General features: G+C 28.6%; 19 protein-coding genes and 1 riboswitch. Of the genes, 15 read left to right on the forward strand and 4 right to left on the reverse strand.

The genetic code is table 11. From position 1 onward, the window contains the following. Window positions 1-1,422: a carbon starvation CstA family protein gene (locus BN1711_RS02040; protein ID WP_050606539.1), complete on the reverse strand. Its 1,422-nt coding sequence runs from the start codon at window positions 1,420-1,422 to the stop codon at window positions 1-3. A 259-nt stretch (window positions 1,423-1,681) separates the two neighbouring features. Here BN1711_RS02040 and BN1711_RS02045 point away from each other — a divergent pair, with 259 nt between their 5' ends. Further along, window positions 1,682-3,322 carry a LytS/YhcK type 5TM receptor domain-containing protein gene (locus tag BN1711_RS02045; RefSeq protein WP_050606540.1) on the forward strand — a complete coding sequence of 547 codons (1,641 nt, stop codon included), beginning with the start codon at window positions 1,682-1,684 and terminating at the stop codon, window positions 3,320-3,322. After that, window positions 3,309-4,073: a LytR/AlgR family response regulator transcription factor gene (locus BN1711_RS02050; RefSeq protein ID WP_050606541.1), complete on the forward strand. Its 765-nt coding sequence runs from the start codon at window positions 3,309-3,311 to the stop codon at window positions 4,071-4,073. Before BN1711_RS02045 ends, BN1711_RS02050 begins: the two co-directional genes overlap by 14 nt. Before the next feature lie 39 nt (window positions 4,074-4,112). On the opposite strand, the gene BN1711_RS02055 is transcribed toward BN1711_RS02050, so the two are convergent. Beyond that, on the reverse strand, window positions 4,113-6,032 hold the full coding sequence (locus BN1711_RS02055; RefSeq protein ID WP_050606542.1) for an ABC-F family ATP-binding cassette domain-containing protein: 1,920 nt from the start codon (window positions 6,030-6,032) through the stop codon (window positions 4,113-4,115). 200 nt (window positions 6,033-6,232) lie between these two features. Between BN1711_RS02055 and BN1711_RS02060 the strand changes: the two genes are divergently transcribed. The 4 genes from BN1711_RS02060 (at window position 6,233) to BN1711_RS02075 (ending at window position 10,475) form a co-directional block, all read left to right on the forward strand. Beyond that, a complete protein-coding gene (locus BN1711_RS02060; protein ID WP_050606543.1) occupies window positions 6,233-6,862 on the forward strand; it encodes a redox-sensing transcriptional repressor Rex in 630 nt (209 codons plus the stop codon). A 207-nt stretch (window positions 6,863-7,069) separates the two neighbouring features. Further along, the gene (locus BN1711_RS02065) at window positions 7,070-7,978 is read left to right on the forward strand and encodes a DNA-3-methyladenine glycosylase family protein (protein ID WP_050606544.1); all 909 of its coding nucleotides are present in this window, start codon (window positions 7,070-7,072) and stop codon (window positions 7,976-7,978) included. Window positions 7,979-8,089: 111 nt separating this feature from the next. Next, a complete protein-coding gene (locus BN1711_RS02070) occupies window positions 8,090-9,577 on the forward strand; it encodes a 4Fe-4S dicluster domain-containing protein (RefSeq protein WP_050606545.1) in 1,488 nt (495 codons plus the stop codon). 169 nt (window positions 9,578-9,746) lie between these two features. Further along, on the forward strand, window positions 9,747-10,475 hold the full coding sequence (locus tag BN1711_RS02075) for a TVP38/TMEM64 family protein (protein WP_129582112.1): 729 nt from the start codon (window positions 9,747-9,749) through the stop codon (window positions 10,473-10,475). A 20-nt stretch (window positions 10,476-10,495) separates the two neighbouring features. On the opposite strand, the gene BN1711_RS02080 is transcribed toward BN1711_RS02075, so the two are convergent. Beyond that, window positions 10,496-11,149 carry a TIGR01906 family membrane protein gene (locus BN1711_RS02080; RefSeq protein ID WP_050606547.1) on the reverse strand — a complete coding sequence of 218 codons (654 nt, stop codon included), beginning with the start codon at window positions 11,147-11,149 and terminating at the stop codon, window positions 10,496-10,498. Window positions 11,150-11,448: 299 nt separating this feature from the next. On the opposite strand from BN1711_RS02080, the gene groES reads away from it, so the two are divergent. Together groES and groL are read left to right on the forward strand one after the other, a co-directional pair. Continuing rightward, entirely contained in the window at window positions 11,449-11,736 is a 288-nt protein-coding gene (gene groES, locus BN1711_RS02085) for a co-chaperone GroES (RefSeq protein WP_050606548.1), read from the forward strand. Between the two features lie 27 nt (window positions 11,737-11,763). Continuing rightward, window positions 11,764-13,389 (forward strand): chaperonin GroEL, encoded by a 1,626-nt coding sequence (groL, locus tag BN1711_RS02090; protein WP_050606549.1) that lies wholly within the window; start codon window positions 11,764-11,766, stop codon window positions 13,387-13,389. A gap of 55 nt (window positions 13,390-13,444) precedes the next feature. Here groL and BN1711_RS02095 read toward each other — a convergent pair whose 3' ends face one another. Further along, entirely contained in the window at window positions 13,445-14,182 is a 738-nt protein-coding gene (locus BN1711_RS02095; protein ID WP_050606550.1) for a tRNA lysidine(34) synthetase, read from the reverse strand. 254 nt (window positions 14,183-14,436) lie between these two features. Then, a riboswitch (purine riboswitch) is annotated at window positions 14,437-14,534 on the forward strand. Window positions 14,535-14,621: 87 nt separating this feature from the next. On the opposite strand from BN1711_RS02095, the gene guaB reads away from it, so the two are divergent. The 7 genes from guaB to fldB all read left to right on the forward strand — a co-directional run bounded on the left by guaB (window position 14,622) and on the right by fldB (window position 24,843). Next, a complete protein-coding gene (gene guaB, locus BN1711_RS02100; protein WP_050606551.1) occupies window positions 14,622-16,076 on the forward strand; it encodes an IMP dehydrogenase in 1,455 nt (484 codons plus the stop codon). Between the two features lie 11 nt (window positions 16,077-16,087). Beyond that, the gene (guaA, locus tag BN1711_RS02105) at window positions 16,088-17,620 is read left to right on the forward strand and encodes a glutamine-hydrolyzing GMP synthase (protein ID WP_050606552.1); all 1,533 of its coding nucleotides are present in this window, start codon (window positions 16,088-16,090) and stop codon (window positions 17,618-17,620) included. A gap of 482 nt (window positions 17,621-18,102) precedes the next feature. Then, a complete protein-coding gene (brnQ, locus tag BN1711_RS02110) occupies window positions 18,103-19,416 on the forward strand; it encodes a branched-chain amino acid transport system II carrier protein (RefSeq protein ID WP_050606553.1) in 1,314 nt (437 codons plus the stop codon). A gap of 375 nt (window positions 19,417-19,791) precedes the next feature. Continuing rightward, window positions 19,792-21,399: an AMP-binding protein gene (locus tag BN1711_RS02115; RefSeq protein ID WP_050606554.1), complete on the forward strand. Its 1,608-nt coding sequence runs from the start codon at window positions 19,792-19,794 to the stop codon at window positions 21,397-21,399. A gap of 182 nt (window positions 21,400-21,581) precedes the next feature. Then, on the forward strand, window positions 21,582-22,820 hold the full coding sequence (gene fldA / locus BN1711_RS02120; RefSeq protein WP_050606555.1) for a 3-(aryl)acryloyl-CoA:(R)-3-(aryl)lactate CoA-transferase FldA: 1,239 nt from the start codon (window positions 21,582-21,584) through the stop codon (window positions 22,818-22,820). Then, window positions 22,820-23,614 (forward strand): phenyllactyl-CoA dehydratase activase FldI, encoded by a 795-nt coding sequence (fldI, locus tag BN1711_RS02125; RefSeq protein ID WP_050606556.1) that lies wholly within the window; start codon window positions 22,820-22,822, stop codon window positions 23,612-23,614. The genes fldA and fldI overlap by 1 nt, the downstream gene beginning before the upstream one ends. 5 nt (window positions 23,615-23,619) lie before the next feature. After that, complete coding sequence (gene fldB / locus BN1711_RS02130) at window positions 23,620-24,843, forward strand: phenyllactyl-CoA dehydratase subunit FldB (protein WP_050606557.1); 1,224 nt, start codon at window positions 23,620-23,622, stop codon at window positions 24,841-24,843. The last annotated feature ends 1 nt before the right edge of the window (window position 24,844 follow it).

Here is a 24,844-nt window from a genome sequence, read left to right on the forward strand (position 1 = left end):
TTAAGCAGCATTATTCATATCTTTAGAGCTGTTTTTTACTGATTTATTAAGGAATAATACTAAAGCAACTAAAGCTGCTACCACACCGATAGGATATCCTATGCTTGCACTAAACTTAAATCCTTCTGGTGCTACAAGAATGTAAGTTACAGAAACTGCTGTCATAAATGTAGCAGGTATGCTTGCCATCCAATGAAGTTTTTTATTCTTAGCAAGATAAGCTGCTGCAGTCCATAATACTATCATAGCTAAAGTTTGGTTTGACCATGCAAAGTATCTCCAAATTATATCAAAGTTGATTTTTGTTAATATAAATCCTACTACGAATAATGGTATACTTATAGCTAGTCTATTTTTTATAGGACCTTGTTCATAGTGTAATAAATCGGCAACTATGAGTCTTGAACTTCTAAAAGCTGTATCTCCAGAAGTTATAGGGCAGGCAACAACACCAAGTATGGCTAAAGCTCCACCAAATTTTCCAAGTAAAGAGTTTGAAATAGTATTTACTACCCAAGCAGGTCCACCATTGGCTGCCATTTGTTTTCCTAGTTCACCAGTTCCACCGAAGAATGTCATAGCAGCAGCAGCCCAAATTAAGGCTAATATACCTTCTGCAATCATTGCTCCATAGAATATTTGTCTTCCTTGCTTCTCGTTTGTTATACATCTAGCCATTAATGGAGACTGAGTTGAGTGGAAACCAGAAATAGCACCACAAGCTATAGTTACAAACATTAAAGGCCATATTGGAAGATGTTTTGGATGTAAATTAGTTAAAGTTACTTCAGGAATATGATATCCATTTATAACTAAACTTCCACCTATACCTATAGCCATTATTAATAAACAGACACCGAATAGTGGATAAATTTTTCCGATTACTTTGTCAACAGGAAGCATAGTTGCAAGAACATAATATATGAATATTACATATATCCATACAACTTTATTAGTACCTGTTAATGTTTTTAAAAGACCTGCAGGTCCCATGATAAACACAACACCCGTTAATACTAGTAATATTACAGAAAAACCTCTCATGAATTGTTTAAATCCATTTCCAAGATACTTTCCAACAACTTCTGGGATACTTGCACCATCGTGTCTTACTGAAAGCATTCCAGAAAAATAATCGTGTACTCCACCTGCAAATATAGAACCTAAAACAATCCATAAAAATGCAACTGGTCCCCAAAGTGCACCAGAAATGGCTCCAAATATTGGTCCTAATCCTGCTATATTTAGAAATTGAATCATAAAAATTTTCCATGCTGAAAGGGGAACAAAATCTACTCCATCTTCTAGTCTTACTGCTGGAGTTTTTATTGATTCATCTGCTCCAAACATTTTTTCTACAAACTTACCGTATGTAAAATATCCAATTATTAAAGCGAATAATGATATAAAAAATGATACCATAATAAAATTAAACCTCCTGTTTCTTTTTGTTAAATCGATTACACTTGTTTCTTAAATTATAATCCGTCTCTTTCATATAATAAGGTATTTTTAAATTTTTATTAATAATAAATGAATGAAAGGCAAAAAAACAAGGTTAACTTGTACAAAAGTTAGCCTATTTAACAAAGTTCATATACAAAAAATTCTTATTTATTGTATAATTTATAAGGAATATATAAATATTTTGAGTTATTTAAAAAAATAGGGAGTAGGATTTATGATTTATATACAATTATTAGAGAGCATGTCATTGATAGGAATAGCTGCTTATTTATATAGTCAAACTAGAACATTTGAAGGTTTAATAAAGGAAGAATTAAATTTAAAAAATAAGATTATAATGATATTATTTTTTAGTACTTTATCTATATTAGGAACCTATACTGGAGTAAATGTAGAACATTACGCTTTGGCTAATACAAGGCCCATAGGAGCTATAGTTGCAGGATATATAGGCGGCCCTATAGTTGGTATTATTGTAGGAATTATAGCAGGGCTACATAGATACTCGTTAGGAGGATATACAGCATTGGCATGTGCTATATCTACTATAGTAGAAGGATTAGTAGGTGGAATAGGAAGTAAATTTTTAAAAAATGATGAGTTAAGTATATCTATAGGTTTTATTTCGGCTATAGTTGCAGAAATACTACAAATGGTTATAATAATACTGATTTCTAAACCTTATGAATATGCTTTAAATTTAGAAAAAATTATAGCTTTTCCAATGATAATAATAAATTCTGTTGGAGTAGCCATATTCATAAATATAATAAATAATACACAACAACGTTACAATGAAATAGGTGCTATTCAGCTGCAAAAGGCGTTGAATATAGCTAAACGAACATCTATTTATCTGCGAAATGGATTTAATAAAGATATAGCATATAAGGTTTGTAATATTATATATGAAATGATAGATACAAAAGGGGTATTTATATCTGATGGAAAAGATGTAGTATCTTATTTAGGTAAGAATATAGATGAAGGGGAATTGAAAGGTAGTATAAAAGATTATTGTAAGTACAAAAACTATGCAGTAATAAATTTAGTGCAAAGCAGGAAAAAATTTTACTGTATACCCATATATATAAAGGAAAAAGATTTTAAATTTGTAATTGGGTTAGGTATAAAGCTTAGTAAAATAGATAAATATTTCATAGAATTTTGCAAAGAATTAAGTTCTCTTTTAGCAACACAAATTGAATTATATGAATTAGACCAATTAGCACAGGAAGGAGCAAAAGCTGAATTTAAAGCATTAAGCGCTCAAATTCATCCTCATTTTCTATTTAATACTTTAAATACAATAGCATCTTTTTGTAGAATTGATCCTAATAAAGCAAGAAAATTAATATTAGATCTTTCTAATTATTTTAGGCAAACTTTAAAAAAGGAAACAGATTTTGTTACATTAAAAGAAGAACTAGATTTTATAAATTCTTATTTGTCTATTGAAAAAGCTAGGTTTGGAGAAAGGTTAATTATAAGTAAAAATATTTCAGAAGAATTAATGAATATAAAAATGCCGTTATTTATATTACAGCCCATAATAGAAAACTCCATAAAGCATGGTATTTTGATAAAACCAGAAGGAGGAGAGGTTAAAATTATGGCTGTACAACAAAGGGATGAAATAAAATTTACTGTAGAGGATACTGGTATGGGAATGACAGAGAAGAGACTTAAAGAAGTATTAGAAAATTGGCCAGGAATAGGGTTATTTAATGTAAGTAAAAGATTGAAATTGTTGTATGGGGAAGATAATAATTTATATATAGAGAGTCATTTAAATAAAGGAACTAAAGTAAGTTTTTATATTCCCAAGGAGGTTATTAAAGTTGAGAAAAATTAAAGCACTTATAGTAGAAGATGAGGACCCAGCTATAGAAGAACTTAAATATATCTTATCTAAATATGATTTTATTGATAATTTAAGTATAGCCAAAGATAGTATAACAGCTCATGATTTAGCTAAAAAAATAAACCCAGATGTAATTTTTATGGATGTAAATATTCCTATAGAAAATGGTATAAGTGTAGGAAAAAAAATTAAGAAATTTAATAAAGAAATAAATATCATATATATAACAGCTTACGAACAACATGCAGTTAGTGCTTTTGAGATAGATGCTTTAGATTATATATTAAAGCCTTTTGATGAATCTAGAATAGATATTACTATAGATAGACTCATACATAGAATAGAGAAAAAATCCACAGAAAAAGTGCCAATAGTTTTGGATGAAATATTAAATAAACTTGAAGAGGGAAAAAATGTCTTAAAGAAAATACCCTGTGAACGTAACGGAAAAATAATTTTAGTTAAGACCAAGGATATATATTATTGTTATACTTCAGAGGACAAAACTTATGTAAAGTTAAAAGATAAGCAATATATCACTAACAATACTTTAAAAGAGATAGAAAGTAAAACTAATTTTTTTAGAGTTCACAGAAGTTATATAGTTAATATTGATAATATAAAGGAATTATATTCTTGGTTTAACGGAACTTATAAAGTAGTTATGGATGATGAAGAAAATTCTGAAGTTCCTGTTAGTAGAAGTAATGTTAGAAAGATAAAAGAAGTATTAGGAATATAAAAAATTAAAGAGTTTTCGTATAAAACGAAAACTCTTTAATTAAGACAAATCCTCCCATTGACTGTAGAGACTCTCCAGTAAGGATTGTTTTTCACTAATTTCTTTATTTACTTGTTGACTTTTTTCAGGATTAGAATATACTTCTTCAAGACAAAGTTGTGCTTGAAGATTTTCTATAGAATCTTCTAAATTCATTATAGAATCTTCTAAGTTTTTAATCTTATTTTTCAATTCTTTTTCTTTTTTTTGGGTTTCACGTTTCTTTTTCCTTTCTTGTTGAATTTGAGTTTTTGTTTTGGTGTTGGCGGTAGCTATTTCATCATATTGAAATCTTGTAGGATTATTTTTCTTATGAATATAATAGCTATAGTTTCCTAGGTATTCGCTTATACCATTTTCATTTAATTCATAAATTTTATTTATAACTTTATTTAAAAAATATCTATCGTGAGATATTACAAGTACCGTTCCATCATAGTTTAAAATTGCATCCTCTAATGCTTCTCGAGACATTATATCTAAATGATTAGTAGGCTCATCTAGAAGTAAAAAGTTAGATTTAGATAACATAAGTTTTAGTAAATTTATTTTGCATTTTTCACCACCACTTAATTTAGATATTTCTTTAAAAACATCATCACCAGTAAATAAAAATGAAGCTAAAACATTTCTTACTTCAGTAGTAGTCATGTCAGGAAATGAATCCCATACTTCATCTAATATAGTTTTGTTTTCATTTAAGTCAGATTGTTCTTGATCATAATATCCTATTAACACGTTCTTACCTATTACTTTTGTACCAGAATCTAAAGGAAGTTTATCCATTATTATTTTAAATAATGTAGTTTTACCACGACCGTTTTCACCAATTAAAGCTATATTTTCGCCTCTTTTTATATCCATATTTACACAATTGAATAGCTTTTTTTTACCAAAACTTTTATTTAAATTTTCTATGAATAAAACATCATTCCCACTCTTAATTTTTGTCTTAAAAGTAATATTAGTTGATTTAGGTAACTTATCAGGTGCATTTATCCTTTCGATTTTATCTAAAGCTTTTTGTCTGCTTTCTGCAGCTTTTATACTCTTTTCTCTATTAAAAGATCTATATTTTTCAATAATTTTTTCTTGTCTTTTAATTTCTTCTTGTTGAAGCTCATAGGCTTTTAATTTCGTTTCATATTCTTTTTTTCTAAGATCTATGTATTTAGAGTAATTCCCATTATAAGAATTTATATGTCCATTAATAAGTTCGAAGGTTTTAGTGGTTATTTCATCTAAAAAATATCTATCATGGGATATAATAAGTACAGTATTTTTGTAGGATTTTAGATATTCTTCAAGCCAAGAAATAGCTTCTAAATCTAGGTGATTAGTAGGCTCATCTAACAGTAGTATATCAGGGTTTTTAAGTAGAAGTTTACATAAAGCTACTCTAGTTTTCTGTCCACCGCTTAATATATTAATTTCTTTATTGAAGTCTTCCTCTGAAAATCCTAAACCTTTAAGTACTCTGTGAATTTCTCCTTTATAAGTATATCCACCTCTATTTATGTATAAATCCGTATAAGTACTATAATCTTTTATTATTTTATTATGATACTCTTTTTTATCTTCATCATAAGGCTCTTTCATAAGTTTTTCTAAGTTTTCTAATTTTTTTTCTAAATTTATTAGATCTTGAAATACGTGTAAGATCTCTTGATAAATTGTGTTAGAGGATTTTAAAGATAGATGCTGTGCTAAATAACCTAAAGATTTATTTTTATCTATGAATATATCTCCACTATCCTGTTCTAAATTCCCAATAAGAATTTTAAATAAAGTAGATTTTCCAGCACCATTAGGTCCTATTAATCCAACTTTTTCTCCTTCATTTATACTAAAATTTATATTATCTAAAATTAAAGTTACACCATAAGTTTTTATTATATTTTTGCAACTTAATACAGTCATATAATTCACCATCCTTAATAAGTACTATTTTACTATGTTATGAAAAAAATTTATAGTATTTATGATTCATATTTGATTTTTTTCTATTAAATAATGTAAAATATTTATATCCAGTTTATTAAAATGATGTATAATACATAATTATATGATACAATATAATTATGAAGAGACTGTAAAACATGATATTTACGAGGTGAATTATGGAAAGAAAAAAAAATATTTCAATGGCAGTTATAAGAAGGTTACCTAAATATCATAGATATTTGAGCGAGTTATTAAATAATGATGTGGATAGAATATCTTCAAAGGAACTAAGTGAAAAAATAGGATTTACCGCATCTCAAATAAGGCAAGATTTAAATTGCTTCGGAGATTTTGGTCAACAAGGATATGGATATAATGTTAATGAACTTTATCATCAAATAAATAACATTTTAGGATTAAATTCACCATATAATGTGATAATAATAGGTGCAGGTAACATAGGTCAAGCGTTAGCTAACTATACTAGGTTTCCAAAATTGGGGATTGAAATTAAAGCTCTATTTGACTTAAATCCTAAATTGATTGGTTTAAAAATAAGAGAAAAAGAAATAATGGACATTGATTACTTAGCTCAATACTTGCAAAAAGAAAACATCGATATAGCAATTGTATCAGTACCGAATACGAATGCTCAAAAGGTGTGTGATATTTTAGTAGATAACAAAATAAAGGGTATCTGGAATTTTGCTCCGGTAGATTTAGTAGTACCAGAGGATATAGTAGTGGAAAATGTACACTTAAGTGATAGCCTTTTAACATTAACTTGCCTACTTAATAAGAAATAACAAATTTTATTATGTGACATAACAAAATTAAAGACCTTCGGGAATTTTTTTTGTTACGCTATTAACAAAAATAGTGCTAAAAAGATTTATTTTAGACTCTCTTTTGATAAAAAGAGAGTCATATTTATATGTAATTATGTAAAATCATAATTTAAGTAATATTAAAAAGGTTAAGTACTTATCAAATAAGAAAGAAGAAGGGATTATATGGATTTTGATAAAGTTTATGAGTTAGATAATGGAATAAAAATAAAAAACGTAAAAAACTTTGAACCCAAGCATATTTTTGAATGTGGTCAGTGCTTTAGATGGGAAACGCAACCTTCAGGTTCATATATAGGTGTAGCTTATGGAAAAGTAATAGAAGTTTTGAAGGATGGATTTGATATTATAATATATAATACTACTAAGAAAGAATTTGAAGAGTTGTGGTGTGAATATTTTGATTTATCCAGAGATTACTCACAAATTAAAAACAAATTAAGTGAGGATGAAATATTAAAAAAATCTATAGAGTATGGATATGGAATACGATTATTAAAACAAGAACCTTTTGAAATAATAATATCCTTTATAATTTCAGCTAATAATAGAATTCCTATGATAAAAAGAGCCATAAAAAATATATCTAAAAAATGGGGAGAGGCCATAGACTATAAAGGAAATATATATTATTCATTTCCTACAATAAATCGATTAAGTGAAGCTACTGAAGAAGAATTAGAACAATGTGGAACTGGATTTAGAGCAAAATATATAAAAGATACTGTAGATAAAATATATGGAAGTTATAATGAAAAAAATGAAAAATATTTAAAAGATTTTGATATAAACTACATAAAAAATCAGATAGATGACTTATGTCATAATGAATTAAAAAAATTTAAAGGTATTGGACCTAAGGTAGCTGATTGTATTATGCTTTTTTCTATGGAAAAATATTCAGCTTTTCCTGTGGATGTATGGGTTAAGAGGGCAATGCAGCACTTTTATTTAGCACCAGATGTTTCTCTTAATAAAATAAGAGAATTTGGAAGAGACAAATTTGGTGATCTCTCAGGATTTGCTCAGCAATATTTATTTTATTATGCTAGAGAGAATAAAATAGAGGTTTAGATATTAAGAAATTTTTAAAAAATTACAACAAGTTGTAGATTAATTCTTGGGTTATTTGATATAATTTGAGAGTTAGAATATTTTGTTTATTATTTTTGGGGGAGGGGTAATATGATTTTTGAAACGGAATTAAAAAAAATAAAGTATTCAGTATTGAAAGAAGTATGTAAACTTGCTCTAGATGACAATTTGAACAAATTAGAAATGATGAAAATACCATATAAAATATTAGATACCGAAAAGGCAGAGTATAGATGTTGTATATATAGGGAAAGGATAATAGTTTATGAAAAATCCCAATTAGCAGCTTGTTTTAAGCCAGATGATAATTTGACCAATGATTTACATAGTGTGGAAGATGAAGAGCAAATAGTATATGTACTATCTTCAGCTTGTGATAAATGTCCTATAAATAGATTTACAGTAACAGAGGCGTGTAGGGGTTGTGTTCAACATAAATGTATGGAAGTATGCTCATTTAAAGCCATTGCAAGGATAAATGGAAAGTCTTATATAGATCAAAATAAATGTAAGGAATGTGGTCTATGTAAAAAAGTATGTCCTTATAATGCTATAGTAGAAGTAATGAGGCCTTGTAAGAAAGTGTGCCCAACAGGCGCTTTAGAGATAAATCCAGAAAATAGAAGAGCCATGATAGAAGATGTTAAGTGTATAAACTGTGGTTCTTGTGTAGCAGCATGCCCTTTTGGTGCTATATCAGATAAAAGTTATATAGTAAAGGTTATAAATTTGTTAAAACAAAAAAGAAAAGTATATGCAGTAGTGGCACCAGCAATTACAGGTCAATTTGGAATTAAATCAAGTGTTGGACAAATGAAAACTGCTTTTAGAAAAGCAGGATTTATAGATATGGTGGAGGCGGCTTGTGGTGCAGATGCTGTAGCTGTCAATGAAACTTCAGAGTTTATAGAAAGAATGAAAAATGGTGAAAAATATATGACTACGTCTTGTTGTCCAAGCTTTGTAAAATATATAGAAAATGAATATAAAGATGTAGCTAGTAATGTATCTAACACAGTATCTCCAATGATAGCCACAGGAAGAATGATTAAAAATATGGATAAGGATGCTTGTGTAGTTTTCGTAGGACCTTGTATAGCTAAAAAAAGCGAAATTAAAAGACCAGAATTAAAGGATGCTGTAGATTACGTAATAACTTTTGAAGAAATAGCAGCATTATTTGGTGCGCTAAATATAGAGGTAGGAACCTGTGATGAAGTTGATGTGGATGACGCTTCAAGTTTTGGTAGGGGATTTGCAGAAAGTGGTGGAGTTACAGCCTCGGTAGAAAACTATGTGAAATCTAAAAATGTAGATATAGAATTTAATCCATTAAAGGTTAGTGGTAGAGAACAGATTAAAAAGACAATTATGCTAGCTAAAATGGGTAAATTACCTCATAACTTTATAGAAGGTATGATGTGTGATGGAGGATGTATAGGAGGACCAGCTGCTAATACATCTATTATTAAAGCAAAAGGCCCATTAGCTAAATTTAGTAAAGAATCTAAAGAAAAATCTGTAATAGATAATAAAAAATTGTCTAGTTTTAAAAATATAAATATGAATAATAAATAGTAAAATGAAAAACACTAAGTTTTACTTAAAGTAAAGCTTAGTGTTTTTTATGCTATTTATTTTACAAAAAAATATTAAGAGAATTAAATTATTGAAAAAATTTAAAAAAATTTAAATTATATTAAATTAAAATTTGTGATATTATATTATATAAATTAAACTAATTATTTTGTTGAAGGGGATTCAAATGCAAAAAAAAATTAGAGAAAATGTAGAAGTCTTAAAAGAATTTATAAAACAAAATAAAGGTAGTATAATACTTTCTCTAGTATTTATATTTATTGCTTTTGCAGGATACGAATATTATAAAAATATTTCAATATTAAGAGATCCTAATAAAATAAAAAAAATAATATTATCTTATGGGAACTACAGTATTTTAGTATTTTTAATTTTTCAAGTAATTCAAGTTATAGCTTTTTTTATTCCAGGAGAAGTTATTCAAATAGCTGGAGGATACATTTATGGAACTTTTCTTGGAACAGTATTTTCAATAATAGGAATTACTATAGGAAGCATGTTGGTTTATACTTTATCAAGATTATACGGTAGACCATTAGTTCAAAAAATAATTTCTACAAATAATTTAAAATTTTTTGATAGGGTTTTAAATATAGGTAGAATAAATCTAGTAGTATTTTTATTATATTTAATACCAGGTATTCCTAAGGATGCATTAGGTTATATATGTGGTGTATCTGATATAAAAACTAAAGATTTTTTTGTTTTATCTACTATAGGAAGAATTCCAGGTGTGATAGTTTCATCTTATTTTGGAGCAAATATTAATCAAGGTAAAAAGCCTATATTAATAGTAATAGCGGTAATTTCTACTTTGCTATTTATATTAGGAATATTAAAAGGAGAAAAAATAATAAAAAAATTAGAAAAAAAGTAAGCTTAAGTCTAAAATATGATTTAAAGCTTACTTTTTAATTTTATATATAAATAAATGTTAATCATTCCGCTTAAGGTTATTAAAGATGTAATTAGAAAAGCACAGTGAAAGAAAAACTGCTCTGGTAATAAAGTGATTATTGGATCTTTAATTGGATCAAACAACCAGTAATCATTAGCAAAAAACATTCTATGAAAAATATCAAAGCTTTTGTGAAAATTTAGAGAAAAAGGAATTAGTAATAAAGGAAAAGAAAGCAATAAAATAGAAGAATATTTTAAAAACTCTAAATTTTTATTTTTTAAATTTGTATAAATTAAAGGTAATGATATAATTAGTGAAACATTAAATATATTATATATGTTCAATATTATACTTTTTACCTCTTTAAAATGAATTACTCCTTCTTTAGAGGAAGGTAAATAAGGTAATATAAAATCGATATTTTTACGGGAATTTAAATAATAGATTAAATAATCATAAATGTTTTTTATTTGATCTATAGTTAAGTCGACATCTTTATATATGAATAGATTATATATATCATTGTAGTATAATGTTTTATAACTAAGAGTTATTTTTATGGATAGAACTATAAATATTATAGATATTAATATGGATGATATAATATTTATAATAAAATTTCTTTTGTACATAATATTAATTCCTTTCATAGAAAAATTATATATTTATATTTTATCCAAAATTATGTATAAAATATACTATTAAGTGATAATAATAGATATATATGAATAACATAGAAAATAATATTAAAATGATAAAATAACGATATAAACTAAAATAAATTGAAATAATCAATAAAATTAACTTAATTACTAGGTATTTAATATTTGATATTATGCATATAATTATCTATTATAATAATTGTATTAGCACTCAACGATTAAGAGTGCTAACAAAATATAAGAGTTAAAAATATTTAATTTATAAATAAATTGAAGGAGGGGTTTAAATGAATATTAGACCACTTGGAGACAGAGTCGTTATTAAAACAGTAGAAGCAGAAGAAACTACAAAAAGCGGAATAGTTTTACCTGGAGCAGCTAAGGAAAAACCACAAGTAGCAAAGGTTTTAGCTGTTGGACCTGGTGGATTAGTTGATGGCAAAGAAACAAAAATGGAAGTTAAAGTAGGGGATAAGGTATTATTCTCAAAATATGCAGGTAATGAGATAAAACTTGATGGAGAAGAAGTAATTATTTTAAAGCAAGATGATATATTAGCAGTAGTAGAAGGCTAATAATTAAAAAAATAGGAGGGAATGTAAATGGCAAAGACTTTATTATTTGGAGAAGAAGCTAGAAGAGCAATGCAAGCTGGTGTTGATAAGCTAGCTAATACAGTAAAAGTTACACTTGGACCTAAGGGTAGAAATGTTGTTTTAGATAAAAAATTTGGTTCACCATTAATCACTAATGATGGTGTTACAATTGCTAGAGAAATAGAACTTGAAGATGCATATGAAAATATGGGAGCTCAACTTGTAAAAGAGGTTGCTACAAAGACTAATGATGTAGCAGGAGACGGTACTACTACAGCTACAGTTTTAGCTCAAGCTATAATAAGAGAAGGATTGAAAAATGTTACAGCAGGAGCTAATCCTATACAAATAAGAGAAGGAATAAAAATGGCTGTATCAAAAGCAGTAGAAGAAATAAAAGCTATATCAAAGCCTATAAATGGAAAAGAAGACATAGCTAGAGTTGCTGCAATTTCAGCTGCTAGTGAAGAAATAGGAAAATTAATCGCAGATGCAATGGAAAAGGTAGGAAATGACGGAGTTATAACTGTAGAAGAATCTAAATCTATGGGAACTGAATTAGAAGTAGTTGAAGGTATGCAATTTGATAGAGGTTATGTAAGTCCATATATGGTAACTGATACTGAAAAAATGGAAGCATTACTAGATGACCCATATATATTAATTACAGACAAGAAGATAACTAACATACAAGAGATATTACCAATATTAGAACAAATAGTTCAACAAGGTAAAAAATTATTGATTATTGGTGAAGATATAGAAGGAGAAGCTTTAGCTACATTAGTAGTTAATAAATTAAGAGGAACATTTACTTGTGTAGGAGTTAAAGCTCCGGGATTTGGTGATAGAAGAAAAGAAATGCTTCAAGATATAGCTATACTAACTGGTGGTGTAGTAGTTTCAGAAGAATTGGGAAGAGAATTAAAAGATGTTACTATAGATATGTTAGGAAGAGCTGACAGCGTAAAAGTTAGTAAGGAAAATACTACTATAGTAAATGGTAGGGGAGATAAAAATGCTATAAGCGAAAGAGTATCTCAAATTAAAGTACAAATAGAAGACACAACTTCTGAATTTGATAAAGAAAAGCTCCAAGAAAGACTTGCTAAATTAGCAGGAGGAGTTGCTGTTATAAGAGTTGGAGCAGCTACAGAAACTGAACTTAAAGAACAAAAATTAAGAATAGAAGATGCTCTTGCAGCTACAAAAGCAGCAGTAGAGGAAGGAATAGTTCCAGGTGGTGGAACAGCTTATATTGATATAATACCTAAAATGTCTGATTTAACATCTAATGTAATGGATATTAAATTAGGCGTAGATATTATAAAAAAATCTTTAGAAGAGCCATTAAGACAAATTGCTAATAATGCAGGAGTTGAAGGTTCTGTAATTATTGAAAAAATTAAAGCTAGCGAATTAGGTGTAGGTTATGATGCTTTAAATAATAAATATGTAGATATGTTAAAGGTTGGTATAGTTGATCCTACTAAGGTTACTAGATCAGCATTACAAAATGCAGCTTCTATAGCGTCTACATTCTTGACTACAGAAGCAGCTGTAGCAGATATTCCAGAAAAGGAAAATCCAATGCCAGCAGCTCCAGGAATGGGAATGGACGGAATGTATTAATAAGAACTTTTTAAATAAAGTTATAAAAATAAAACCTTATGCAGTGCATAGGGTTTTATTTTTGTTTCCATAAATTTAACATATCTACATTTGATAGTGAAGTTAAGATTCTATCTATAGATTCAGGATATAGATTTTCTAATTTTATTATTAAATTTTTCATTTCTTCTCTAGTGGTTTTTTTATCTTCAGGACAATTACTTTGTATTACTGGTAAATTATATTGTTCTACCAAAGATTTTATAAGATCCTCTCTTAAATACACTAAAGGTCGTATAATGTGAACATATTTATCTTTATAGGTTACGTGAGGATGAAAGGTACCCATTTTACCTATTTTAAGTACATTCATAAATAAAGTTTCAATTACATCGTCACAATTATGTCCTAATGCAATTTTGGTTGCACCTATAGATTTTGCAACTCTAACTAGTGCACCTTTTCTAAGTTTAGAGCAAAGAGAACAAGGGTTTTTTTCTTTACGATCATTAAATATAACATCACCTATATTAGTTTTTTCTATAATCAATTCTATTTCATTTTCTTTACAAAAGTTTATTAGAGGATCTAAATTCATGCCTAAACCTAAATCTATGTTTATTCCTACTATACTTATATTTTTAAAAGCTGTTAGTTTAATAAGTTGTAGGCAATATAATAAGAATATACTATCTTTTCCACCAGAAAGGGCTACAGCTATTTTATCTGTAGGTTCTATCATATTATAATCATCAATAGCTCTTCGTACATATTTTAGAAAAAGTTTATTATAACTTTTATGAAATTTTATCAAATTAACAACCTCCATATATTAATTATATTTTAATTTATATTACAAATAATAAGATAGTTGAATCAAATACGTCAATAATGTTTTAAAAAATATTTAAAAAAACCGAAAAAACAGCTATTTAATTATAATTTTATAGCTAAATTTATATATTTTAGCTATAAAGCATATTTGCTATTGAATTTATTCTTTTTATGAAGTATAATACTAACAAATATTTTTAATAAAAAGAATTTTTTATTTCTTTAAATAGAAATAATGCAATAAAAGATTCAACTCATATATCCCCAAAATATGGTTGGGAGTGTCTACCGGAAACCCTAAATTTCTGACTATGAGTGATTATTAATATAGCTTTTTAGCATATTAATTTTCACTTATAGTTATAGTAAGTAGGGAATTGATATGTTTTTTTATATATTTTAAAGAAAGGATGATAGTTTTGGCAAAAATAATTAAACAAGCATATACTTTTGATGATGTACTTTTGGTTCCAAATAAATCTGAGGTGTTACCAAAAGAAGTTAGTTTAAAAACTCAACTAACTAAAAAGATAAAATTAAATATTCCACTTATGAGTGCAGGTATGGATACTGTTACTCAAGCTAAAATGGCTATTGCAATAGCTAGAGAAGGCGGTATAGGTATTATACATAAAAACATGACTATAGAACAACAAGCAAATGAAGTAGATAAAGTTAAAAGACAAGAAAATGGAGTAATTACAGATCCTTTTTATCTTTCACCAAATAATACTATACAAGATGCATTAGATCTTATGAGCAAATATAGAATATCAGGAGTTCCTATAACTAAGGCGGGTAAATTAATAGGAATAATAACAAATAGAGATATATTATTTGAAACTAATTATAAGAAAAAAATACAAGAAGTTATGACAAAGGAAGATCTTATAACAGCTCCAGAAGATACTACTATTGAAGAAGCAAAGGAAATATTAAAAACTCATAAAATAGAAAAGCTACCTTTAGTAGATAATAATAATAATTTAAGAGGACTTATAACTATTAAAGATATAGAAAAGGTTAAAAAATTTCCTAATAGCGCTAAAGATGAAAAAGGTAGACTTTTATGTGGTGCAGCTGTAGGCGTTACTAAAGATATGATGGAGAGAGTAGATGCTTTAGTTAAAGCTAATGTAGATTTAATTACTGTAGACACTGCACATGGTCACTCTAAGGGAGTTATAGAAGGCGTAAAAAGAATAAAAGATAAGTATCCTGAAATACAAATTATAGCTGGTAATGTAGCTACAGCAGAAGCTACTAAGGATTTAATACTTGCTGGAGCAGATTGTGTAAAAGTTGGTATAGGACCAGGTTCTATATGTACTACAAGAGTTGTAGCAGGAGTAGGAGTACCTCAACTTACAGCAATTATGGATTGTGTTGAAGAAGCTAATAAATATGGAGTTTCAATTATAGCTGACGGGGGAATAAAATATTCAGGAGATATAGTTAAATCATTATCCGCTGGAGCAAAAGCAGTTATGATGGGTTCTATGTTTGCAGGATGTGCAGAATCTCCAGGAGAAACAGAAATATATCAAGGAAGAAGTTACAAGGTTTATAGAGGCATGGGATCATTAGCAGCTATGGCTTGTGGAAGTAAGGATAGATATTTCCAAGAAGATAGTAAAAAGTTAGTTCCAGAAGGTGTAGAAGGAAGGGTTCCTTATAAGGGACCAGTTGCAGATACTATATTCCAAATGCTGGGTGGAATACGTTCTGGTATGGGATATTTAGGAGCAGCTACATTGCAAGATTTATATGAAAATGCTACATTTGTAGTACAAACTTCATCAGGAATAAGAGAGAGTCATCCACATGATATATCAATAACTAAAGAAGCACCTAATTACAGTGTTAATCAATAAAGGAGGAACTTATGAGTAGAGAACTAGTATTAGTAATAGATTTTGGTGGTCAATATAATCAATTAATAGCAAGACGTGTAAGAGATAATAATGTATATTGTGAAATAATACCAAGTACTTATTCAGTAGAAAAGATAAAAGCAAAAAATCCCAAAGGGATTATATTCACCGGTGGACCTAACAGTGTGTATACTGAAAAGGCACCTAGAGTTCAAAAAGAATTATTTGAAATAGGTGTTCCTATATTAGGTATATGCTATGGAGATCAACTTATGGCATATACTTTAGGAGGAGAAGTTACAAGTCCTGATAAAAGAGAGTATGGAAAAACTGAAGTTGAATTAGATAATAATAATTTATTGTTTAGTGAAATGAAAGAAAAAGATCAATGTTGGATGAGTCATACAGATTATATTTCAAAAGTTCCAGCAGGATTTAAAATTATAGCTACTACTGATGAATGTCCTTGTGCAGCTATGATGAACGAAGAAAAGAATTTATATGGTGTGCAATTTCATCCAGAAGTAGAACATACTCTTTTTGGAAAACAACTACTTAAAAACTTCTTATTTAAAATATGTGCTTTAAAAGGTGATTGGTCTATGTCATCTTTTGCAGAAGAACAAATAAAAAGCATAAAAGAAAAGGTTGGAAATAAGAAGGTTATTTGTGCTTTATCTGGTGGAGTAGATTCATCTGTTGCAGCAGTTCTTGTGCATAAGGCTATAGGTAAGCAATTAACATGCATATTTGTAGATCATGGTCTTTTAAGAAAAGACGAAGGAGACCAAGTTGAACGTATATTTAAAAAACAATTTGATATGAATTTAATTAGAGTAAATGCTCAAGATAGGTTCTTAGGAAAATTAAAGGGCGTAGGTGATCCTGAAAGAAAGAGAAAAATAATTGGAGAAGAATTTATAAGAGTATTTGAAGAAGAAGCTAAAAAATTAGGGGATATAAGCTTTTTAGTTCAAGGAACTATATATCCAGATATAGTTGAAAGTGGAACAGATACGTCAGCTACAATTAAGAGTCACCATAATGTAGGTGGACTTCCAGAGGATATGGAATTTAAATTAATAGAGCCTTTAAGAGATTTATTTAAAGATGAAGTTAGAGCTGTAGGAGAAGAACTAGGAATTCCTCATAACTTAGTCTGGAGACAGCCTTTCCCAGGACCAGGTTTAGCTATAAGAGTTTTAGGGGAAGTTACAGAGGAAAAGTTAGCCATAACAAGAGAAGCAGATGCTATATTTAGAGAAGAAATAGCTAATGCAGGATTAGAGGAAAAGATATGGCAATATTTTGCTTGTCTTCCTAACATAAGATCAGTTGGAGTTATGGGAGATGAAAGAACTTATTGTCATACTGTAGGACTAAGAGCAGTAACTTCAAGTGATGCTATGACATCAGATTGGGCAAGGATTCCGTATGAAGTACTAGATAAAGTAAGTAGAAGAATAGTTAACGAAGTTAAAGGAGTAAATAGAATTGTTTATGATGTAACTTCAAAACCACCATCAACTATTGAGTGGGAATAAATTTATTTAGATATAATTAATAGCTTAATATATACATGTGAAATATATTAAAAAGTGTTTATGATATTTCTTAAATTAAAGAAATATCATAAACACTTTTTTGCTTGAAATAAGACTTTGAATCTTTGGTTTATTTTATTTAATTAATAAATATAGAAAAATAAAATCTTATAATTAACAATTATTGTTATTTTTTAGTATATATAATTAATCGTATATTTCTTATAAACCAGTAAAGTATGTTAAAAAGTACAACAAAGTATTAAGATGGAGTAACTTATATTAAAAGAATAGTAATAATTATACAGAAAAAATAATAAAATTGTTATATTTATTTCAATAATATTATATAATATATATTATAAAAAAATATTATAAACCGCATAATTTAAGGCTTTGTGGGATGTAACGTTTTTATTGACTTGCATGTATTTTTATGGTACACTGATAAAAAATAAACAAATTAAAAAGGAGTGTGAAAAATGACAAAACAAAAAAGGTTTAATGATGTTTTTGTACTAGGATTCGCACTGTTTGCTATTTTTTTTGGAGCCGGGAATTTAATTTTTCCACCTAGTTTAGGATTGGCTGCAGGAAAACATTGGCCACTAGCTGCGTTAGGATTTCTTCTCACAGATCCGGTACTGCCAATCTTAGGTGTAATAGCAACATCTAAGGCTGGAGGAAAGGCGGAAGACTTAGGCAAAAGAGTTAGTCCTACTTTTGCAAAAGCTTTAGGAGCATTATGTATTTTAGTTGTTGGACCTTTATTTTCAATTCCTAGAACATCTGCTACAGTATATGAAATAGCAGTAAAACCTTTTATGCCCAATTCACCTATTATAATTACATCTGTTATATTTTTTATTCTTACCTATCTTTTTGTTGTTAATCAGAATAGCGTTATGGAGAAAATCGGAAAATATTTAACACCTGCCTTATTAATTATACTAACTGTTATAATAATAAAAAGTATAATAAAGCCTATAGCACCAATGATAGATCCCAAGCCTAATAATTTCTTCTTACTAGGTTTTAGGGAAGGTTATCAGACTATGGACGCTTTAGGAGCATCCCTTATGTCTGGAATAGTATTAACAGACTTGATTTATAGGGGATATAAAGAAAGAAAAGATCAAGAAGTTATGACTAATAAAATTGGCTTAGTAGCTGGTGCTCTATTACTATTTATATATGGTGGTTTAACATATGTAGGAGCCACAGGCGGAGATTTATTTAAACCAGGTATTAGTAGAGTTGATTTGTTATTAGGATTAGTAACTAAACTTTTTGGAACTACAGGAGCAGTTGCCACTTCAATAGTAGTATCTTTAGCCTGTTTAACAACATCTGTAGGTCTTACAGCCACTACTGCGAATTATTTTAATAGTATAAGTAAAGGAAAAATTTCTTATAAATTCATGTCTATAGCTGTTGTTTTATGTAGTTTATTTTTATCTTTAATTGGTGTAGAAGGTTTAATTAATATAGCAGTTCCAATCTTAGCTACTATCTATCCCGTAATAATAGTTTTAATTGTTATGACATTATTTGATAAGTACATTCCTAACGGTAATACTTACACAGGGGCTGTGTTAGGGGCATTTTTAGTTAGTTTTGTTATAAATGTAAATGATGCTACAGGATTATTAGGTGGACCTATGAAAGTTGTGAAAAAATTACCTCTTTTTGAAGGCGGGTTTCCTTGGATTCTACCAGCTGTAGTTTTAGGAATTATATTTATGATTTATGGAAAGAGCAAAGAAACTAAGAATGTAAATCATGAGAATTTTTAATTATTTATAACATAATATAAAATATTATTTTTTTAAAAAATGGTATCTATTAATGAAAACGTTTTAATGAATTTAAACGTTTTAAACAGTAGGGAGATATACGGCGAAAAATTCCAAAATAAAACAATATTATACTTTAAAAGATATTTTTTTCAACAAAGTCCCATAAAATAATACGAATTTGACAAAAATAAAACAATATAATTTGACAAAAATAAAACAAATGCAATTGACAAAAATAAAACAATGTGATAATCTGGTCTTGATGGAAAAGACAGAAAATAAAAAATAAATGCAATATAAAAAAAATTATTACACTATGCAAATGTTTATTTTATTTTTTATTAATAAATTTAAAGAATTTGAGGTGTATTTATGGGACTTTATAATATTACAATAGGCGATTATCTTAAAAATACTTGTAGAAAATTCCCGAATGATATTGCTATTCAATCTTTGAAAATGCACAAAAATATTTCATGGAGTGAGCTTGATAAAATTACAGATGATATAGCCAAAGGAATGATAGCTTTAGGATTAAAAAAAGGTGATCACTTAGTACTTTGGGGTTCAAACAAAAAAGAATGGATATACATTTTTTTAGCATCAAGTAAAATTGGTGTATGTACAGTAACTTTAAATACTAATTATGTGTTAGATGAAGTAGAAAAGATTCTAGCCATGGCAGATGCTAAAGCTATAGCATTTATGGAGGAATTTTATAATACAAGCTATATAGATATTATTGAGAAGATTAAAGAAAGATATAATAAAGGTATATCTAAGATACCACAATTAATGAAGCATTTTATTTATTTTGGAGATAAAAAACGTCCAGAATATACAAATATAGATGATTTAATTTCATTAGGTAAAAATATTAAAGAAGAAGATTTTAAATTAATTTGTAATAAAGTAAAACCAGATGAAGTAGTTAATATTCAATTTACATCTGGAACTACAAGTGCTCCTAAGGGAGTTATGTTAACACATTATTCGCTTGTAAATACCTCCTATATTACAGGGAATAGTTTAGATATAACACATAAGGACAAACTATGTTTAGTTGTTCCATTTTTTCATTGTTTTGGTTTGTCAGCAGGAATACTTTTATGTATTGGAAGTGGATGTTCTATGGTTTTAGTAGAATCCTATAAGATAGATCCTCTTGTAAATTCTGTTAAACAATTCAAATGCACAGTTCTACATGGTGTTCCTACTATGTTTTGTAGAGTATTAGAGAATTCTAATGTAAATATGAAAGATTTTTCAAGTGTAAGAACTGGATTAATAGCGGGGGCAGCTGTTAGTAAAAAATTGCTTGATGGCATTTTAGAAAAAATGAATATAAAGGATATTCAAGTTGCCTATGGACAAACAGAAACTTCTCCAGGATGCACCCAAACTACAAAGGCAGATTCTGTAGATAAGAAATACACTACTGTTGGCAAATCATTACCTTATGTGGAAATGAAAATTTTCGATACAGTTTCTAAAAAAGAAGTAACTGTAAACAATGTAGGAGAAATATGTGTTAGAGGGTTCAACTTAATGAAAGGTTATTATAAAAATCAACAATTAACTAATAAGACCATAGATGAAGATGGATGGCTTCATACTGGTGACTTAGGTTTTATAGATAAGGAAGGATATTATCATATAACTGGAAGGATTCAGGATGTAATTATAAGAGGTGGAGAAAATATAAATCCTAAAGAAATAAGAGAAAATTTATTATTACATCCAGAAGTACAAAAGGCAGAGATTATAGGAATTCCAGATCAAAGATATGGGGAGGAAATAGCTGCCTGTATTATCTTAAAAGAAAATAGTTCTTTAAATAAAGAGGATATAAAAAAATATATGAGTGAAAGATTAGCTCATTACAAAGTTCCGAAGTATATCAAATTTTATAACGAATTCCCTTTAACAGATACAGGGAAAGTTAAAAAATGTGAATTAAAAAATAATTTCAAAAATTAATTAAAGCACTAATAGATTTCATTAATTAATCATAGGTATATATAAGTTGATATATTTAATTGTTATTAATTATGTAAATGTTTATAAATTGATTTAGTCTATATCATTGATTTCTTTCTACTTAAGAGAAATTAATGTTCATATAACTTAATAGAAAAAATTATATTTAAGGAGGAGTTTTTATGGGAAATAGTACAAACATGTTTGAAGGAGTAAAGGTTATAGAATTAGCTAATTTTATAGCTGCACCTGCAGCAGGAAGATTTTTTGCAGATGGTGGTGCAGAGGTAATAAAAATTGAATCTCCTAAGGGTGATCCTTTAAGATATACAGCTCCATCTGAAGGTAGACCATTAATTGAAAATGAAAATACTACTTATGATTTAGAAAATGCAAATAAAAAGGCAGTTGTTATAAATCTTAAAAGTGAAAATGGTAAAAAGATATTACATGAAATGTTAGCAGAAGCAGATATATTATTAACTAACTGGAGAACTAAAGCTTTAGTTAAACAAGGTTTAGATTATGAAACATTAAAAGAAAAATATCCTAAGTTAGTTTATGCCCAAATAACTGGTTATGGCGAAAAAGGTCCTGATAAAGATCTTCCAGGCTTTGATTATACTTCATTCTTTGCAAGAGGTGGTATTTCAGGTACTATTTATGAAAAGGGAACTGTGCCTCCAAATGTTGTTCCAGGACTTGGAGATCATCAAGCTGGTATGTTCTTAGCGGCAGGTATGGCAGGAGCTTTATATAAAGCAAAAACAACAGGAAAAGGAGATAAGGTAACAGTAAGTTTAATGCATAGTGCAATGTATACATTAGGTATTATGATACAAGCTGCTCAATACCCAGATCATGGTTTAGTATATCCAATAAATCGTCAAGAAACTCCTAATCCATTTATAGTTTCATATAAATCTAAGGATGGATATTTTATTCAAGTATGTATGCCTCCATATGATGTTTTCTATGATAGATTTATGACTGCTTTAGGTAGACAAGATTTAGTTGGAGATGAAAGATATAACAAAATAGCAAATCTAAATGCTGAACGTGTTAAAGAGGTAAGTAAGATACTTACAGAACAAATGGCTACAAAGACAAAAGATGAATGGGATAAAATATTTAGAGAAGCAGATATTCCGTTTGCTATAGCACAAACTTGGGAAGATATATTAGAAGATGAACAAGCTTGGGCAAATGATTATTTATACAAGATGAAATATCCAACTGGTAATGAAAGGGCATTAGTAAGACTTCCAGTATTCTTTAAAGAAGCAGGATTACCAGAATATAATCAAGCACCATTAATAGCAGAAAATACTGAAGAAGTATTAAAAGAAATGGGATATACAGATGATCAAATTAGGGAACTAATTGAAAATAAAGATGTTATGGTAAGGAATGAAAAATAATGGCAGATATTTATACCATGGGAGTGGACATAGGTTCTACTGCATCTAAAACAGTAATATTGAAAAATGGAAAAGAAGTTATAAGTCAGGCTATAGTAGATGTAGGGGCAGGAACAAGTGGGCCTAAAAGGGCAGTAGATGAAGTATTAAAAAAAGCAAATTTATCTATTGAAGATTTGGGGTACATTGTGTCTACGGGATACGGAAGAAATAATTTTGAGTTTTCTAACAAACAAATATCAGAATTAAGCTGTCATGCAAAAGGTGTATATTTTGACAATCCTAAAGCAAGGACAGTGATTGATATAGGTGGTCAAGATATTAAAGTATTAAAATTAGCTGAAAGTGGAAGACTTTTAAATTTTATAATGAATGACAAGTGTGCTGCAGGAACAGGGAGGTTTTTGGATGTAATGTCTAGAGTAATTGAAATTCCAGTTGATGAACTGGGAAAGAAAGCATTACAAAGCAAAAATCCATGTACTATTAGTTCTACTTGTACAGTGTTTGCAGAATCAGAAGTTATCTCTCAACTTTCAAGAGGTGTTACAACAGAAGATTTAGTAGCAGGAATTTGTAAATCTGTAGCATCAAGAGTGGCTAGTCTTGCAAAAAGAAATGGTATTGAAGCGTTAGTAGTTATGAGTGGTGGAGTTGCTAAAAACGTAGGAGTAGTTGAAGCCATGAAAGATGAATTACAGACAGATATTTATGTATCAAAAAATTCCCAATTGAATGGAGCGTTGGGGGCAAGTCTATATGCTTATGAAAGTTTTAAAAAAGAAAGGGGATAGAAAGCATGACTGATAAGAAAAATGAGGTAAAACAAAAAAAAGCAAAGCATTACCTTAGAGAAATTGTTGCAAAGCATTATGAAGATGCTCTTGAAGCAAAGAAAAACGGAGAAAAGGTGGGCTGGTGTGCATCTAACTTTCCCCAAGAAATACCTACAACATTAGGGTTAAAAGTTATCTATCCAGAAAACCATTCAGCAGTAGTAGCTGCAAGAGGAAATGGACAAAAAATGTGTGAACATGCTGAGGCGATGGGATTCTCAAATGATGTATGTGCTTATGCAAGAGTAAACTTGGCTATTATGGATCAAGGACATAGTGATGATCAACCAATACCTATGCCAGACTTCGTACTTTGCTGTAATAATATATGCAATCAAATGATTAAATGGTATGAACATATAGCTAAAACTTTAAACATACCAATGATTTTAATAGATATTCCATATAACACAGAAGATACTATCTCCGAAGATAGGGTTAAATATATTAGAGGACAATTTGAACATGCAATAAAACAACTTGAAGAAATAACAGGCAAAAAGTGGGATGATAAAAAATTCGAAGAAGTTATGGAAATATCTCAAGAAAGTTCAAAACAATGGTTAAGAGCTGCATCTTATGCAAAATATAAACCATCTCCATTTAGTGGTTTTGATTTATTTAACCATATGGCAGTAGCTGTTTGTGCAAGAGGTACAAAGGAAGCTGCAAAAGCTTTTAAAATGTTAGCAGATGAATATGAGGAAAATGTTAAAACAGGAAAGTCGACTTATAGGGGAGAAGAAAAACAACGTATATTATTTGAAGGAATTGCTTGTTGGCCATATTTAAGACATAAGTTAAATGTTCTTAGTGAGTATGGAATGAATGTAACTGCAACTGTATATGCGGAAGCTTTTGGAGTTATATATGAAAACACTAATGAATTAATGGCTGCTTATAATAAAGTTCCAAATTCAATTAGTTTTGAAAATGCATTAAAGATGAGAGTTAATGCTGTTAAAAGCACTAATACAGAAGGTGCAGTAGTTCATATAAATAGAAGTTGTAAATTATGGAGCGGATTCTTATATGAATTATCAAGAAGACTAGAAAAAGAAACAGGAATTCCAGTAGTTTCATTTGATGGTGACCAAGCAGATCCAAGAAACTTCTCAGAGGCACAGTATGATACTAGAATACAAGGCCTTAATGAAGTAATGGTTGCTAAAAAGGAGGCTGAATAAT

The sequence above is a fragment of the Clostridium niameyense genome, from assembly GCF_001243045.1.
Classification (GTDB): Bacteria; Bacillota; Clostridia; order Clostridiales; family Clostridiaceae; genus Clostridium_F; species Clostridium_F niameyense.